The 16,981-nt window shown below is 61.6% G+C and carries 14 protein-coding genes and 1 other RNA gene; all 15 read right to left on the bottom strand.

All coding sequences use genetic code 11. The annotated features are described in order from the left end of the window. Positions 1 to 167 precede the first annotated feature (167 nt). Positions 168 to 1,022: a GGDEF domain-containing protein gene (locus J2045_RS11585; protein WP_307372923.1), complete on the bottom strand. Its 855-nt coding sequence runs from the start codon at positions 1,020 to 1,022 to the stop codon at positions 168 to 170. Between the two features lie 70 nt (positions 1,023 to 1,092). Continuing rightward, a complete protein-coding gene (gene murB, locus J2045_RS11580) occupies positions 1,093 to 2,067 on the bottom strand; it encodes a UDP-N-acetylmuramate dehydrogenase (protein ID WP_307372922.1) in 975 nt (324 codons plus the stop codon). Further along, positions 2,068 to 3,480: a UDP-N-acetylmuramate--L-alanine ligase gene (gene murC, locus J2045_RS11575; RefSeq protein WP_307372921.1), complete on the bottom strand. Its 1,413-nt coding sequence runs from the start codon at positions 3,478 to 3,480 to the stop codon at positions 2,068 to 2,070. Then, entirely contained in the window at positions 3,477 to 4,598 is a 1,122-nt protein-coding gene (gene murG / locus J2045_RS11570; protein WP_307372920.1) for an undecaprenyldiphospho-muramoylpentapeptide beta-N-acetylglucosaminyltransferase, read from the bottom strand. Before murG ends, murC begins: the two co-directional genes overlap by 4 nt. Before the next feature lie 6 nt (positions 4,599 to 4,604). Beyond that, on the bottom strand, positions 4,605 to 5,759 hold the full coding sequence (gene ftsW, locus J2045_RS11565; protein WP_307372918.1) for a putative lipid II flippase FtsW: 1,155 nt from the start codon (positions 5,757 to 5,759) through the stop codon (positions 4,605 to 4,607). A gap of 1 nt (position 5,760) precedes the next feature. Further along, complete coding sequence (murD, locus tag J2045_RS11560) at positions 5,761 to 7,170, bottom strand: UDP-N-acetylmuramoyl-L-alanine--D-glutamate ligase (RefSeq protein WP_307372915.1); 1,410 nt, start codon at positions 7,168 to 7,170, stop codon at positions 5,761 to 5,763. Positions 7,171 to 7,177: 7 nt separating this feature from the next. Beyond that, a complete protein-coding gene (mraY, locus tag J2045_RS11555) occupies positions 7,178 to 8,278 on the bottom strand; it encodes a phospho-N-acetylmuramoyl-pentapeptide-transferase (protein WP_307372913.1) in 1,101 nt (366 codons plus the stop codon). 24 nt (positions 8,279 to 8,302) lie between these two features. Continuing rightward, positions 8,303 to 9,736 carry a UDP-N-acetylmuramoylalanyl-D-glutamyl-2,6-diaminopimelate--D-alanyl-D-alanine ligase gene (locus tag J2045_RS11550; RefSeq protein ID WP_307372911.1) on the bottom strand — a complete coding sequence of 478 codons (1,434 nt, stop codon included), beginning with the start codon at positions 9,734 to 9,736 and terminating at the stop codon, positions 8,303 to 8,305. Continuing rightward, positions 9,733 to 11,187: a UDP-N-acetylmuramoyl-L-alanyl-D-glutamate--2,6-diaminopimelate ligase gene (locus J2045_RS11545; protein WP_307372909.1), complete on the bottom strand. Its 1,455-nt coding sequence runs from the start codon at positions 11,185 to 11,187 to the stop codon at positions 9,733 to 9,735. Before J2045_RS11545 ends, J2045_RS11550 begins: the two co-directional genes overlap by 4 nt. A gap of 59 nt (positions 11,188 to 11,246) precedes the next feature. Next, on the bottom strand, positions 11,247 to 12,995 hold the full coding sequence (locus tag J2045_RS11540) for a peptidoglycan D,D-transpeptidase FtsI family protein (protein ID WP_307372907.1): 1,749 nt from the start codon (positions 12,993 to 12,995) through the stop codon (positions 11,247 to 11,249). Continuing rightward, the gene (gene ftsL / locus J2045_RS11535) at positions 12,995 to 13,357 is read right to left on the bottom strand and encodes a cell division protein FtsL (RefSeq protein WP_205911305.1); all 363 of its coding nucleotides are present in this window, start codon (positions 13,355 to 13,357) and stop codon (positions 12,995 to 12,997) included. Before ftsL ends, J2045_RS11540 begins: the two co-directional genes overlap by 1 nt. A gap of 27 nt (positions 13,358 to 13,384) precedes the next feature. Next, entirely contained in the window at positions 13,385 to 14,410 is a 1,026-nt protein-coding gene (rsmH, locus tag J2045_RS11530) for a 16S rRNA (cytosine(1402)-N(4))-methyltransferase RsmH (protein WP_307372903.1), read from the bottom strand. Between the two features lie 17 nt (positions 14,411 to 14,427). Continuing rightward, positions 14,428 to 14,865 carry a division/cell wall cluster transcriptional repressor MraZ gene (gene mraZ, locus J2045_RS11525; RefSeq protein WP_307372901.1) on the bottom strand — a complete coding sequence of 146 codons (438 nt, stop codon included), beginning with the start codon at positions 14,863 to 14,865 and terminating at the stop codon, positions 14,428 to 14,430. A 381-nt stretch (positions 14,866 to 15,246) separates the two neighbouring features. Then, an RNA gene (gene rnpB, locus J2045_RS11520) (RNase P RNA component class A) lies at positions 15,247 to 15,645 on the bottom strand. Positions 15,646 to 15,725: 80 nt separating this feature from the next. After that, positions 15,726 to 16,916 (bottom strand): NAD(P)/FAD-dependent oxidoreductase, encoded by a 1,191-nt coding sequence (locus tag J2045_RS11515; protein WP_307372899.1) that lies wholly within the window; start codon positions 16,914 to 16,916, stop codon positions 15,726 to 15,728. Positions 16,917 to 16,981 lie beyond the last annotated feature (65 nt).

Below are 16,981 nucleotides of genomic sequence, written 5' to 3'. Positions count from 1 at the left end.
GCAAAGACTGATCCGGCTTCGTGAGGTCAGTTGAACAACATTAAGGTTAATGAACCGTTTACTTTCGTTAACTCGCCGCAAAACCACCACCTGCAAACGGTGATTTAATGCTTAAGGAAACGACGGGAACACTATGAAAAAATATCTGAATAACGCAATCGCGTCGGTCAGGCACTGAGCCGGGCTAACCCCGCCCCGCGTTGTGCGTCGTCAGGAAATGAAGCGTCGAGGGACGCTTCGACGAGCTGCTTTGCATGCACGATTCGATTCCGCCCACTCGCCTTGGCGAGGTAGAGGGCACGGTCTGCGCCCGAAAACAGCTCACTGAAGCCACGTTCCGCCACACCTTCAGAGACACCTGCAGAGACCGTCACGGAAATCGGACGCCCGCCGACAGCGAGCCCCATGCTCTCCACGGATTGCCGGATGCTCTCGGCAATCTGCAACGCCCGCTCGGTCTGTTGGCCCCTCAGCAGGACCGCAAACTCCTCGCCGCCAATTCGGGCGATGACCTCACCGGCGCCAGGCGCCTCCGTCAGGCATTTCGCTGTGCGCGTGATGACATCGTCACCCGCTTTGTGACCGAGTGTGTCATTGATCGATTTGAAGCGATCGATATCGAGAAGGATCAGGGCGACCGGGCCCCGCGCCTGCTCAAACGTGTCGAGAAAGGCGCGGCGGTTCATGAGGCCGGACAGCATGTCAGTGCGGCTCAAGGTTTCGAAGCGTTGGCGCGACACGCCAAGGTCATAAATTGCAAGGCCGACGACCGAATAAGCGAGAACCGCCACGAGGAACGACACCGGCGGCGTCAGCATCGTCGCAACCACGAGCGCCGGAAGGAGGGGATAGGGCAGAAGCCCGAAAGCCACGAGAACAAGATGGCCAAGGATATTGAGCAGATAGGCAAAGACGGCAATCTTTGCCGCCATCAAGACTGCCTTCGAGAGCACCGCCTGCCGCGACGCAAACTCTCCCAGCGTCAGCTGCCGAATAACCCAGACATGCACCAAATCTAACATGAAACTCCCCGAACATTTCGGGGAGCCTAATTGAGCGACGTTAAAACTTCGTAGGACAAGCCGGACTGGCTTATGCCGGCACAACACCCATAAACGGCTTCACTTCACGACCGGGCATGAAGATGCCGAGGCGCTTGATCTCCCATTCGAGCTTGATCCCGGAGGTCTCGAAGACCCGCTGGCGCACGGTCTCGCCGAGATATTCGAGATCATAGCCGGTCGCATGCCCGACATTGATCATGAAGTTGCAATGCAACGACGACATCTGCGCGCCACCGATCATCAGACCGCGGCAACCGGCCTCGTCGATCAGCTCCCAGGCCGAATGTCCCTCGGGGTTCTTGAAGGTAGAGCCACCGGTCTTTTCCTTGACCGGCTGCACCGTCTCGCGATGGTGACGAACAGCATCCATATCCGCGCGGATCTTGGCCTTCTCTTCCGGATAGCCTTCAAAAAGCGCGCTGGTGAAGATCAGGCCTTCGGGCGCAGCAGAATGGCGATAGCTGTAGCCCATCTCGGCATTCGACAGCACGTGAACATTGCCCTTGCGGTCGACAGCCTCGACTTCGATCAGCCGGCTGGCCGTTTCCCCACCATTGGCACCCGCATTCATCCGGATCGCGCCACCGATCGAACCGGGAATGCCGTAGTAGAAGTGGAAGCCGCCGATATTGTTGTCCATCGCCATGGCGGCGATGTGCTTGTCGGGGCAGATTGCGCCGGCCCGGATGCGGTTCTCGCCCGCAAGCTCCACCTGGCCGAAACCCTTGGCAGACAGACGGATCACCACGCCGGGGATCCCGCCGTCACGCACGAGCAGGTTCGACCCAACGCCGACGACTGTTAGCGGCACCTCTTCGGGCAGAAGCTTCAGGAACGCAGTCAGATCCTCGACGTCATGCGGCTGAAACATCAGTTCGGCGAGGCCGCCGGCCTGGAACCAGGTCACCCTGTCCATCGGCGCATCGGGCGTCAGCCGCCCCTTGAGATCGTTAACTCCAGGGCCGAGCGACGCCAGAAGCTTTTCCCCATCCACCTGTTTCATTCAAGACTTTCCCGAAATTGCATCTAGTTCCGCCGGCAGGGCAGCAGCCCACTGGGTGATGTTGCCGGCCCCCAACAGGACCACGAAATCACCCGGTTGTGCAATGCCCGCGACGAGAGCGGCCAGTTGATCAGGCGTGGCCAAGTATCGCGCGTCGCGATGACCGCCCGATTTGATGCGCGAGACCAGCGTTTCCGAATCGATCCCCTCGATCGGCTCTTCGCCCGCTGCATAAACCGGCGACAGGAAGATCGTGTCGGCATCGTTGAAGCAGTTGGCAAAGTCATCGAACAGGCTTGCAAGTCGGCTGAAGCGGTGCGGCTGGTGCACGGCGATGATCCGCCCCTTGCACGATTCGCGCGCGGCCCGAAGCACAGCCTTGATCTCGACCGGGTGGTGCCCGTAGTCGTCGAACACCTGCACACCATTTGAAGTGCCCGTCAGCGTAAAGCGACGCTTCACACCGCCGAAACCGGCCAGCCCCTTGCGGATCGCCTCTTCCGGAATGTCGAGCCGGTTGGCGACAGCAATTGCGGCGCAGGCATTGGAAATGTTGTGCCGGCCCGGCATCGGCAGGACCAGATCCTTGAAGTTGAACACCCGGCCGGTGCGGCGACGGCGGATCTCGACGTCGAAGATCGAGCGCGTGCCATCGAGGCGCACATTCGAGAAGCGCACGTCCGCCTGCGGGTTCTCACCGTACGTGATGACCTTGCGATCCTCGATGCGTCCAACCAGCGCCTGCACTTCCGGATGGTCGAGGCACATCACGCCGAAGCCATAGAACGGGACATTCTCGACGAACTGGCGAAACGCAGCACGTGCATTGTCGAAAGTGCCGTAATGGTCGAGATGTTCCGGGTCGATATTGGTGACGATCGCCACATCTGCCGGCAACTTCAGGAAGGTGCCGTCGGACTCATCAGCCTCGACAACCATCCACTCGCCCTCACCCATACGAGCATTGGTGCCATAGGCATTGATGATACCGCCATTGATGACGGTCGGGTCGAGGGCGCCGGCATCCAAGAGAGCTGCGACCATCGACGTGGTCGTGGTCTTGCCATGCGTGCCGCCGACGGCGATCGCATTGCGGAAGCGCATGAGCTCAGCCAGCATTTCGGCGCGCCGGACGATCGGCAGCAGCTTTTCGCGGGCGGCGACGAGTTCGGGATTGTTCTTCTTGATCGCGGTCGAAACCACGACGACCTCGGCCTCACCCAGGTTCTCGGCCTTGTGGCCGACGAAGACCTCGATGCCCTTGGCGCGCAGGCGCTGGACGTTGGCGCTCTCGGCCTGGTCCGACCCTTGCACCCTGTGTCCGAGATTGTGCAGCACCTCGGCGATCCCGCTCATCCCGATGCCGCCGATCCCGATGAAATGGACGAGGCCAATGGATTTCGGCATTTTCATTGTGTGGCTCCCTTCGACTGGGCAATGCCCTTGCCGGCGGCAATAGCCTCTACAAGGTCGGCGAGCAAGCCGGCCGCATCGGGCTTGCCCGTGCTTTTCGCGGCCGACGCCATGGCGGCGAGCCGTTCAGGCCCCTGCATTGCCTTGATAAGCAGATCGGCGATCCTCTCGGCTGAAAGCTCCGCCTGGGGGATGACCTGCGCCCCGCCCTGTGCCGCAAGCGCTGCCGCGTTAGCGGCCTGATCATGGTCAAGCGCATGGGGATAGGGCACAAGCACGCTCGGGCGCCCGATCACCGCAAGCTCCGAAACCGTCGAGGCACCGGACCGGCAGATCACCAGATGGGCGCCGGCAAGCCGCTCGGCCATATCATTGAAAAAGGGCGCGACATCCGCTTGAACGCCGAGCGTGGCATAGGAATCGATGACCTTTTGCCGATCTTCCGGCCGCGCCTGCTGCGTCACAACGAGCCGCTGGCGATCTGCGTCCGGAAGCAGCCGGATCGCGCCGGGGATCGCATCGGAGAAGAACTGCGCGCCCTGGCTTCCGCCGAAAACCACGAGATTGAACGGTTCGCCCGCGCTGGATGGCAGATAGGGCTGAGCTGCGGCGGCGATGACCGCAGGCCGCACCGGATTGCCGGTTAGCACCATCTTTGCCTTGTGCTCACCGCCGGGCGACAGGAAGCCGCCGGCAATAGCACGCACCCGCGAGGCAAGAAGCATGTTGGCGCGGCCCATGACCGCATTCTGCTCATGCACTGCCGTGGGAACCCCGAGACCGGCTGCCGCAAAGAGCGGAGGCACCGTCGGATAGCCGCCGAATCCGATGACGGCTTTCGGCTTCAGACGCGACACCAGCGCCCGCGCCTCGCGATAGCCGCGCCACAGCGACAGGAACGCCTTGACGACGGCCACCGGGTTCTTCGAGCCGATGGTCGCCGAAGAGACGGTGTGGATCTCATCGGCCGGAAAACTCCCCGCATAACGTTCGGCGCGTCTGTCGGTCACCAGATGCACGCTATAGCCACGCGCCTTCAGTTCATGCGCCAGCGCCTCGGCCGGAAAAAGATGTCCGCCGGTCCCCCCGGCGGCAAGCAACACGATACCCTTTGTCATCTGCATTTACTCCGCAGGCACGCCGGCAACCGAGCGGAAGAGGCTGCGCTCCTGGGCGCGCTTTTCCGGACGGCGGCGGGTGAGCGCCAGGATGAAGCCAGCCGTGACGCAGATCGCCGTCATCGACGATCCACCATAGGAAATGAGCGGAAGCGTCATGCCCTTGGCCGGCAGGAGTTCGAGATTGACGCCGATATTGATCATCGACTGGATGCCGAGCAGCAAGACGAGACCGGACACGGCAAGACGGTTGAAATCGTTGCGCTCCTTGTAGGCATGGCTGAGGCCCCGAAGAACAAGGAAGGCGAAGATCGCGACCAGCACCATGCAGAAGACGATGCCGAACTCTTCTGCAGCAACCGAGAAGATGAAGTCGGTATGGCTGTCGGGAATGATCCGCTTGACGATCCCCTCGCCCGGTCCCTGGCCGAACCAGTCGCCGCGGATGATGGCCTCACGCGCCGTATCAACCTGGAAGGTGTCGCCTTCGCCGGTGAGGAACCGGTCTATTCGCCCGGCCACGTGCGGCAATGTCATATAGGCCCCGAAGAAGCCAACACTTCCCAGGACACCGAGCACGACGATCCAGAGCCATGGCATGCCGGCCATGAAGAACATAGCACCCCAGACACTGCCGATCAGGATGGTCTGGCCGAGGTCCGGCTGCGCAATCAGTAGGGCGGCGGCAATGCCGAAAAGCAGGATGGCAAAGAGATTGCCCGGGATCTCCGGCTGGCGCGCATGTTCGGCAAACAGCCAGGCGCAGATCACCACGAACGCTGGCTTCATGAATTCGGACGGCTGGATCGACATCGACCCTACCGACAGCCAGCGACGACCACCCTTCACCTCGAGGCCGATGAACAGCACCAGCACCATCATGATCAGCGAGGTCGCCAGGATCAGCATGGCGACGCGGCGCACCTGACGCGGCGACAGGAAGGACAGCCCGATCATCACGACAAGCGCCGGCATCATGAAGATCGCGTGGCGCTTGACGAAATGGAAGCTGTCGAGCCCCAGGCGTTCGGCAACCGCCGGAGAGGCCGCGAAGGAGAGCATCAGCCCGATCCCCATCAGGAGAACGAAGGTGATCAGGAACAGACGGTCGATCGTCCAGAACCAGTCAGCGACCGGCCCCCTCTCTACGCGGCTTACCATCTCATTTGCCTCCTGTCGGCAGGTCGATCAGCATCGTCACACCTTCGAGGTCCGATACATGTGCCACGAAGGCATCACCGCGAACCTCGAAATTCTTGTACTGGTCGAAGCTCGCGCAGGCCGGTGAGAGCATCACAGCCGAAGCTTCGCCATCTCGCTCGGCATCTGCTGCTGCATGCGCCACCGCGCGCTCCAGGTGGTCCGAGATCTCATAGGGAACGCGGTCACCCAGTTGCGCGGCAAAGGCCGATGCAGCCTCGCCGATCAGATAAGCCTTCACGATGCGCGGGAAGAGTGGTGCGAGGCTTGCGATACCACCTTCCTTCGGCAATCCGCCGGCAATCCAGTAGATCCGCTCGTAGCTGGAAAGCGCAGGAGCTGCCGCATCCGCATTGGTCGCCTTGCTGTCATTGACGAAAACGACCTGGCGACGCCGACCGACTGGCTGCATGCGGTGCTTGAGGCCTGGAAAGCTCTGGAGCCCCTTGCGGACCTCCTCTTCCGAAACCCCGGCAGCCAGGCACGCCGCGATCGCCGCACAGGCATTCTGGGCATTGTGGCTGCCGCGCAGGGTCTGGATGCCATCAAGGTCGACCAGAAGCGAGGTCGCGCCCTGCTGCGCCCTGATGATACGTGAGCCCTCCGCATAGAGCCCGTTTGCCAGCGGCTGGCGCTTGGAGATGCGGATGACCATCGTGCCCGCCCGCTCGATCCGGTCACCGATCAGTTCGCAGTAGCTGTCATCGGTACCGACAATTGCGGCCTTCGCACCGGCGACAAGGCGCTCCTTCACGTCGGCGTAGTGCTGCATGGTCCCGTGGCGATCGAGATGATCGGGTGTCAGGTTGAGCAGGATGCCAGCGGTCGGATTGAGCGTCGGCGCAAGATCGATCTGATAGGACGAGCATTCGACAACGAAGAACCGGCCATCCCGGGGCAGATCGAGCGTCAGAACCGCCCGCCCGATATTGCCGCCAAGCTGCGTGTCGCGACCGCTTGCCTGAAGGATATGGGCAATCAGCGCCGTGGTCGTCGACTTGCCGTTGGTCCCGGTAATCGCGATGAACGGGCAGTCCGGCGCATGCGCCCGGCGCTCGCGCACGAAGATCTCGACATCGCCGATGATCTCGACACCGGCGGCGCGCGCAAACCCCACCGTCCAGTGCGGTTTCGGATGGGTGAGCGGCACACCGGGCGAAAGCACAAACGAGGCAACGGAGGCCCAGTCGATCTCGCGCAGGTCGCGGGTCGGAACGCCCTCGGCTGCCGCCCGCGCCACGCTGTCGGGATTGTCGTCCCAGGCAATGACAACAGCCCCTCCGGCCTGCAGCGCCTTGGCCGTCGCAAGCCCTGAACCGCCGAGCCCGAACAGCGCGACCGTCTTGCCCTTGAACGTGGTGGCCGGGATCATCGCCGCCTCACCGCAGCTTCAGGGTGGAAAGGCCGAGCATGGCAAGACCAACCGCGATGATCCAGAAGCGGATGACCACCTGGCTCTCCGTCCAGCCGAGCTTTTCGAAATGGTGGTGGATCGGCGCCATCAGGAAGACGCGCTTGCCGGTCAGCTTGAAATATCCGACCTGGATGATGACCGACAGCGTCTCCATGACGAAGAGGCCGCCGATGATCGCCATGACGATCTCATGCTTGGTGGCAACGGCGACGGAGCCTATCAGTCCACCGAGAGCGAGCGACCCGGTATCGCCCATGAAGATCGCCGCCGGCGGCGCATTGAACCAGAGGAAGCCGAGGCCGGCACCAATGACTGCGCCCAGCACCACCGCGAGTTCCCCCGTGCCCGGTACGAAGTTGATTTGCAGATAGTTGGCGAAGACCGCATTGCCGGTGAGATAGGCAATGACGCCGAAGGAGGCAGCCGCAATCATCACGGGCACAATGGCGAGGCCGTCGAGGCCGTCGGTCAAATTGACGGCATTGCCGGCACCGACGATGACGAAACCACCGAAGAGGACGAAGAAGATCCCGAGATCGATCAGGAAATCCTTGAAGAAGGGGAAGGCAATCGAGGAGCCGAAGGTCGAGCCCTGCGGACCGGAACTCAGCGCCGTCGACATCATGAAATAGACCGCGATACCCGCGATCAGGAATTCGATGCCGAGACGCGCCTTGCCGGAAAAGCCCTTGTCCGTCTGCTTCGTCACCTTGAGATAATCGTCATAGAAGCCGATGGCACCGAAGCCGAGCGTCACGAGCAGCGTCGCCACCACGTAGACATTGGAGAGATCCGCCCAGAGCAGGGACGACACGACGATGCCCGCCAGGATCATCAGACCGCCCATGGTCGGCGTACCGGCCTTCTTGAAATGGGTCTGCGGTCCGTCAGCCCGGATCGGTTGCCCCTTGCCCTGGCGTACCCGCAGCGACGCGATGATCGCTGGCCCGAAGAGGAAGACCACCAGCGCCGAGGTGAAGAGAGCCGCCCCGGTCCGGAAGGTGATGTAACGGAAGAGATTGAAAAACTGAAGGTTGTCCGCCAGTTCCACAAGCCAGATCAGCATGGGAGCCCTTTCAAAAAGCCCGGATTAAAAGTGGCGCTTCGTGTCGGTGAATGCCGGATACTTGTCAAGCAGAGCCGAAACGATCTTGCCGAAACCGATGCCGAGAGAAGATTTGACCATCACGACATCACCAGCGCGGACTTCGGCGGTGACGAAATTCGCGAGTTCCTCCGTGGTCTCGAGATAGACGACGTGAACCGTTTCCGGCAGGCCGTCGCGCAGCGCCACCATTTCAGGGCCTGCAAGCCAGACATGTTCGATCCCGGCCGCAAGCAGAGGTCCCGCAAGCTCGGCATGAACGCTGGGGGCAAATTCGCCCATCTCCAGCATGTCGCCGAGCACGGCAATCCGTCGCCCCTCGCCTGTCGGCTGTGAGGACGCGAGCACCGCGATCGCTGCGCGCATCGATGCCGGATTGGCATTGTAGCTTTCGTCGATCAACATCATGACGCCATCAGGCGTCTTCAGCCTATGGCGCTGACCACGCCCCTTGACCGGCGCGAGATTGGCAAGTGCCTCGACGGCAGCGTCAACATCCGCCCCGACCAGCGAGACCGCTGCCAGAACCGCCATGGCGTTTTCCGCCAGATGCCGTCCGGGAGCCCCGATCGTCACTTCACGCGTCTCGCCGCCGAAGGAGACCCAGATGGTGGACAATTCGGCGGCGCCATCGAACTCGGCGAGCCTGAACTCCGCCTTGGCATGCTGGCCGAAGCTGTGGATGTTCTCCACGCCCTGAGCAAGCGCCGCCTGTTCAAGGCGTTCGTAATAGGGATTGTCGCGGTTGAGGATCGCGTCCCCGCCATTGACGATGCCTTCGAATATCTCCGCCTTGGCATCGGCGATTTCGGCGACATCGGAGAAATTCCCGAGATGGGCGGGCGCAACCGTCGTGATGATGGCCACATCCGGTCGCACCATGCGCGCCAGCGGGCCGATCTCACCCGGATGGTTCATCCCGAGTTCGAAGACACCGTAGCGCGTGTCGATCGGCATGCGCGCCAGCGTCAGCGGCACACCCCAGTGATTGTTGAAGGACGCGACCGAGGCATGCACCTTGCCCGAAGGCGCCAGCGTCACACGCAGCATTTCCTTGGTGGTCGTCTTGCCGACGGAGCCGGTCACCGCAATGACGGTCGCCGGTGTGCGGTCCCGCGCGGCCACGCCGAGTTTCTGCAGGCCCATAAGCACGTCGTCGACGACAATCATCGGCACCGTCAGACGGCCGAGCGCCGGCAGCTTCGCTTCGCTGACAACGAGCAATGACGCCCCATTGGCGATTGCGATGCTGGCATAGTCGTGGCCGTCGACACGGTCGCCTTTGATGGCGAAAAAGGCTTCGCCTGGCGAGATAGACCGGCTGTCGATCGAAATGCCGGTAACCCCCTCAGGCAGGTTGCCGAAGGGACGGCCACCCATGGCGGCGACCATTTCACGCGCGGTCCAGAGCAGGGTCAACGGTCGAACTCCTCCAAGGCTTTCCGGACTTCCTGGTGGTCCGAGAACGGATGCGTCTCGGTTCCGACTGTCTGTCCTTCCTCATGCCCCTTGCCCGCCACGATCAGCGTGTCTCCGGTGGACAGCATGGCAGCGGCGGCACGGATGGCCTGTACCCGGTCACCGATTTCGATCCCTTTCGGGGTCGCCATCATGATCTCGGAGCGGATGATGGCCGGAACCTCCGAGCGCGGATTGTCGTCGGTTACAACAACGATATCGGCGAGCCGAGATGCGATCTCGCCCATGATCGGCCGCTTGCCCTTGTCGCGATCACCGCCACAACCGAAGACAACGATGACACGGCCCGTCGTAAAGGGCCGCACAGAGTTCAGCACGTTTTCCAGCGCTTCAGGCTTGTGGGCATAGTCGACATAGGCGAGCGCGCCAGCCTTGGTCTGGCCGACCAGCTCCAGCCGACCCGAAGCGCCCTTGAGATGCTCCAGCGCCTTCAGCGCGACAGCGGGCGCAACACCGGTTGAGATCGCAAGACCGGCCGAAACAAGGGCATTGGCGATCTGGAAGTCGCCCGCCAGCGGAATATGCACCTCATAGATTTCGCCCGCGTGATGCACTTCGGCCACCTGCTTGTGGCGGAAGTGTTCGACACGCTTGAGGCTCAGAAAATCACCCTTGCGGCCAACCGTACGCACATCGTGCCCGGCGGCCTTGGCCGCCCGGATCGCCGCGTCAGACCAGGCATCGTCGGCGAAGATCACGGCCGGTGCGCCCTTGGGCAGCAGCGTGTCGAAAAGGCGCATCTTTGCCGCCATGTAGTCTTCCATCGTCGGATGGTAGTCCATGTGGTCACGGCCGAGATTGGTGAAACCCGCTGCCGACAAAACGACACCATCAAGGCGGCTCTGGTCGAGGCCATGGCTCGAGGCTTCCATCGCGGCATGGGTGACACCCTCGTCCGCCAGTTCTCCGAGAAGCGTGTGCAGGGCGAGCGGGTCGGGCGTGGTCAGCGAACCATAATCGGCGCGCGATGGCGAAATCACACCGGTCGTTCCGATCTGAGCGGCGGCATGGCCGGCTTCGGCCCAGATCTGTCGGGTGAAGGAGGCCACGGACGTCTTGCCGGCGGTACCGGTCACTGCGACCATGGTCTTCGGTTGGCGACCGACCAGACGTGCGGCAGCAAGCGCAAGGAACCGGCGCGGATTGTCAACGGTAACGACGGGCACGGCAGCATCGACCGGATGCGACGCGACGATGGCCACGGCACCCTTTTCGACAGCTTGTGCAACGAAGGCAGAGCCATCGACCTTGGCGCCGGAGAAGGCAAAGAAGACGGTACCTGGCTCAACCTTGCGACTGTCGGCAGAAAGCCCCCGCACATCGACGCCTGCAGCGCCACTGGCCGTCACCTGATCCCCAAACTCCTCGCCAGCCAGTGCACCCAAAAGCATTTTGCAGTCCATCCTTCCGGGGCAAGTTCCACGAATCGCCCCGCCTGTAGTCGATCTGATCAATAAGAGACGAGCAATGCCGAGCCGTCTTCCCCGAATGTGGGTTCTACACCAAGAATTGCGGCGCTTCTGCGGATGATCTCCTTCATCATCGGAGCTGCCGTGTACCCTGCAGTAGGTCCGCCATTGTCATCACCGGACTTGGGTTCATCAATGAAAGTCAGAACAGCGTATTTCGGATTGGAGATTGGGAAAGCCGCAATAAAGGCGTTGAAGTTTTTGTCGTCAGAGTATCGACCATTGACCACCTTCTCAGCGGTGCCCGTTTTGCCCCCAACATCAAATCCGTCTACGCGAGCGCGTCGACCAGAGCCCTTGGTGCCATTCCAGTCGAACAGAAAGCGCATCTCCTCGCTGGTTTTCTCTTTGATGACGACTTGGGCCAGCGCATCCGCCGCCTCTTTCGTCCGTGGCAAGAATGTCGGCGGGATCAATCGTCCACCGTTCACCAGAGCGGAAACTGCGACAGCTGTCTGAAGAGGCGTCGTGGATACGCCGTGACCGAAAGAGATGGTCACCGAATTGATTTGTTTCCAAACCCGCGGCTGCGTCGGAGTCGCAACTTCTGGAAGCTCCGTCTCGATCTTGTTGAGCAGACCTAGGCGCGTGAGGAAAGCCTGGTGCTCGGCGATACCGACGGCCTCTGCCATGCGCGCCGTGCCGATATTGGACGAATACTGAAAAATCTCAGGCACGGTCAGAATACGATTCTTACCGTGGAAGTCCTTGATGGTGAACCCACCGATCCGGATCGGATAACGGGCGTCAAAACTATCGCTTATCCTCACTTTGCCAGAGTCCAGCGCCATGGCCGTCGTGAACGCCTTGAAGGTCGAGCCCATCTCGAATGTCCCGTTTGACATCCGGTTGAGCCAACCTTCCTCCGCCCCTTCCGTTGGTCTGTTCGGATCGAAGTCCGGCACAGACGCCATGGCCAGCACTTCCCCGGTGTTCACATCGAGGACGACAGCACCTGCTCCAATGGCTCCGTATTTCTGGACACTCTGAACAAGCGTATCACGGACCAAGTTCTGGACGCGGATGTCGATAGAGAGCCGCACCGGCTCCAAAGGCGCATCGCTGGTCATGCCGAGCGCCCTGAGATCCGCCATGCCCTGGTTGTCGATATACCGCTCCATGCCGGCCATGCCGCGATTGTCGATATTGACGTAGCCGACGATATGCGAAGCCGTTGCACCGCCCGGATAGAAGCGCCGCTTTTCGGGACGGAAGCCGATTCCGGGAATGCCGAGAGCGAGGATCTGGCTCTGCTGTTTCGGGGTGAGCTGGCGACGCAGCCACTGGAAGCGCGAATTGGAGGAGAGCTTGCGATAGGTATCCTTCACATCGAGGTCCCTGAGCACCGTCGACAGACGCTCGACGGCCTCGTCGGGATCGACGACCTTGTGCGGCTCGGCGAACAGCGAAACCGTGCGGATATCGGTTGCGAGAACCTCGCCATTGCGATCGAGGATATCTGGACGCGAGGCCATCAGGCGGTCTGCGGGCAGAATGCTGGAAACAGTCTCAGGCTGCGCATGGCCATACTGCACCAGGCGTCCACCGATGATCGCATAGGCGACGCAGAAACCGGCAAACATTAGGCCGACACGGGTCTTCGCCATCTCTGTCTTGCGCTTGCCGGTGCCCTTGAAGGTCGCACTGTTCACCACCGTGCCGCCACGCTGAACGTCCGTAGAGAAATGGGCCTGGCTCTTCAACAGCATGATTCGCGAGAGAAAGGTCATCAGCGGTCCACCGATCCTGTCGTGATGAGGTCCTTGATGGGGTCGGACGGCGCGGTGGCGCTTTCCGTGCCCTCTTCAGGCTCCGGTACGGGAACCTGATCCTTCGGCATGGGCAGTTCCATCGGCCGCGCGAGTTGGGTCGGCTCGGTTGGAACAAGCTGCAGCTCGGCGGCATAGGTCTGCACGAGCCGCTCGAGTCGGTTCGGCTGGGTCAGCAATGCCTTGTCGGCCTTGAGGAGGTCGATGGTGTCCTTCTCGAGCTTGATTTCGGCCTCCAGCCGGCGCACCTCAGCAGCCTTGTTGTCCGTGTCGTGCTTGATCTGATAGGTCACCGTTGCGGCCGTCAGCATGGCGCCGATCATCAGGAAATCGAAGGGTCTCAACACGGGTCAGCCTCCGATCTTTTCGAGAGTGGCAAGGTCAGGCAGATCGAAGATCGACATGTCGGCGCGCTCGGCAGGCGCCGAGGTGCGGATGCCGGCGCGCAGCTTGGCGGAACGAGCACGCGGATTGATTTCCGCCTCCTCCTCGCTTGCCGCGACCAGACCCTTGCCGACCGGTTCGAATGTTGCCGCCCGCGCTTCCACCATGGGAAGATGGCGCGAACCTGACGCCTTGCCGGAACGCTCCGAGAAGAATTTCTTGACGATACGATCCTCCAGCGAATGGAAGGTCACGACAACGAGGCGGCCGCCCGGCTTCAGCGCCCGCTCGGCAGCAAACAGCGCCTGGGCAAGCTCGCCGAGCTCGTCGTTTACATAGATCCGCAGCGCCTGGAAGACGCGGGTCGCCGGATGGATCTTGTCCTTGGCCTTGCGCGGATTGACGGTCTCGATGAGGTTGGCGAGATCGCGTGTCGTCTGGAAAGGCTCGTTCAGGCGGCGCTTCTCGATGGCGCGGGCGATTCGGCCCGAATGCTTCTCTTCGCCGAGAAAGCCGAAGATGCGAATGAGATCAGAAACCTTGGCACGATTGACGACATCGGCGGCAGAAACGCCCGAGGCCGCCATGCGCATGTCGAGCGGACCGTTTCGCTGAAACGAGAAGCCACGCTCGGCCTCGTCGATCTGCATCGAGGACACCCCGATATCGAGAACGACACCATCGAGCCCCGCGTCGGGAGCAAAATCGGCAAGATTCGAGAATTCCGTGTGATGCAGGGTCAACCGACCACCGCTCGACAGAACAAGCGCCTGACCGCCAGAAATGGCGTTCGGGTCGCGATCAAGCGCGACGACATCCGCACCCTTGGCAAGAATGGCGGACGTATAACCGCCAGCACCGAAGGTACCGTCCAGAATCACCTTGCCGCTCTCGGGCTCCAGCGCATGCAGCACTTCGAAGAGAAGAACCGGAATGTGGCGAACCGGTCCGCCTTCGGCATCAGGATAACCTTCGCCAGGTGTCGCCGCCATTCCGTTTCCCCGTCTTTCTAGGTGCGCAGGCTCCGCTGCCTGACCACCTCTCTGGCTCGCGCCTGCGCCTCGTGAAACGCCTGCGGTTGCCACACCTGAAAATGATCCGAACGACCGACGAAACAGACCTCCGAGGAAATCCCCGTGAAATCCCGGATGAAATCCGTCACCGCCAACCGCCCTTCGGCATCGAGTCGCGCAAAGACGCCGCCACCATGAAGGAGCAGCGACATCTCGTTTGCCTCCAACGCGAAGGGATCTTCGGCAGCCATCCTCCGCTCGTATCGCTCGAGCAGATCCGGACCACCGACATTGATCGCCGGATAGACGAAATCCTGAAGACAATAAAGCTCCTGAATTCCGCGCTGCACCAGCACGGCACGAAAAGCCGCAGGGACGGAAACCCGCCCCTTCGCATCGATCCTGTTTGTCGCATTGGACAGGAAGCGGCTCATCACTGACAACCGACCTCCCCCTGAACGAAGGATCTACCGACCCCCGAAGACACATGGATACACCAGCCGCCACACCCGCGACACACCCGCCCGAGCAACGGGAGGAGGCGCCTGATTTGCGGTACTCCGGGGATGAAAAGACCCCCGCAACGGCATGCATTTGGGATACCATGGGACAATATGGGCGTCAATGGGAACGGTCGGGATGAGCCAGCTCCACGATTCAATCATTGATAGGCTGTTAGGCTTAACGAATGGTTAGAAGCCGCTGTTTCAAGAGGGCTTTTCGGCATGCGGTGCCAAAAACGTGATGAGCGGTCGAGCCGCGCATTCCGTTTGTGTTTTCAGTCGCTTGGACATGAAATCGTCACAGGGGAAATTTTTGCCAGTTGGCCTGTAAGCCGGGTTCTGTAAGGCCCCGGTTTCCCGGGACGCGGCAGCCATTCATCTGGGACAGCGTTTGCACGCTGCCTCGCGCAACCCACCCGGATGACTGGCCCGGAAACAGGCTGTAGCCACGCTTTCGCGCCGCCCGCGTCATCCCTATTCGGTCTTGCTCCCGGTGGGGTTTGCCGTGCCGTCCCTGTTGCCAGCGACGCGGTGGGCTCTTACCCCACCCTTTCACCCTGACCTCGCATGCGAGGCGGTTTGCTTTCTGTGGCACTTTCCCTGAGGTCGCCCTCGCCGGACGTTATCCGGCACCGTGTTTCCGTGGAGCCCGGACTTTCCTCACCCTACCGCCTTTCGGCATTGGTAAAGCGCGGCTGCCCGGCCAACTGGCATCGGGTCCTTAGCCGACCCTTTGCCCGATTGCCATCAAAAAGCGAGGCCGAAGCACCCCCTTGGGCGCTTTTGATGAATCAGTCTCTGAAGACGGGCTGAAAGACGTCACCATAGCTCTCATCGACCACACGCCCGTGCTGGAGCAGTTCGGCGCCGAGACGACCGATCTCGTCCGAGCTCTTCGCCGCCGCTCCGCAACCGCCCGTGAGCACCGCGACGTGGTCGCTGACAAAGCCGATCGCCGGATAATTGTCCGGGGTGAAGGACGTCACGCAGGCCGCCATCGAAACCGGTGCATCGGCAAGCGTTGGCACCAGATCGGAAATGATTCGGCGCAAATGGTCACGGGTCGTCAGCCGTCCACCGCGACGGAACCACGCCCGAACCTCCGGCTCGGTTTCCAGCAGCAGATCGTCGGGATCGCCGCCGATCTTCAGATAGGTCTTGCCGTCCGGATAGCGCACAGGCGGCAGCAGGTAGATATGATCGATCGGGTCATCCGGTTGGTGAATGAGCGATGGCATACCCGCATAGGCCGACAGGTTTGCCTCGTCGATCTCGAAGAACGCCACAGTGCGTCCATAGACCTTGAGATCGATTGGACGCGGCAGGAGATTGTCATTGATTGAGAAGCCACCGGCGGCGACAAGCACACGCTCCGCAGTGTAGACGGCCCCGTCATCGGTGGTGACAATGGCAAGACCCTGCTCCTCGCGGACCGAAATCGCCGTCTGACGGATCACCCGGGCACCGGCCTTGCTGGCCAGCACACTCTGCGCTTCGACGAGCCGGCGCGGATTGACGTAGCCGGCATTTGCCCGCTCGTAGACGCCCTCACACGCGTCACCGAAATCGAAATAACCGAAGCGCGCCTGGAGTGCCGTCTCGGACAGCATCTCAACCGACACACCGAGCTCGCGTGCCGCAGCCTCGACCTGACCAACATAGGGATCACGTCCTCCCCTCTTCGGTCCGACGATCAGGCAGCCGACCTCCTGATAGAAATCAATCCCGCTCTGGGCGGCGATCTCGCCGTAACGGGCGATCGACCGGTTGGCGAGCCGCGCCCAGACCGGGTTCGAATCGATTGTCCGGGTGATCCGGGCTTCATCATAATGGCTGGCAAAGACCCCGTGATGCGACGACCATTCCTTGGGTTCGTCGGGTCCGATCACGGCAACCCCGTCTGCCTGCAGCGCCAGATGACGAGCTGCAGCGGCTCCCATCATGCCCCGTCCAACGACAATCCACTTGAACCGTTCAATCATGCATCATCACCCTTGCGTTGCGTCCGGTGATACCATGGCAAGACACGCTGTCCAGTCGGTTTGCA

It is taken from the genome of Peteryoungia aggregata LMG 23059, assembly GCF_030814435.1.
Taxonomy (GTDB): domain Bacteria; phylum Pseudomonadota; class Alphaproteobacteria; order Rhizobiales; family Rhizobiaceae; genus Allorhizobium; species Allorhizobium aggregatum.
Note: the sequence above shows the minus strand (reverse complement) of the source record. Positions and strands in the feature narration are given on the sequence as shown.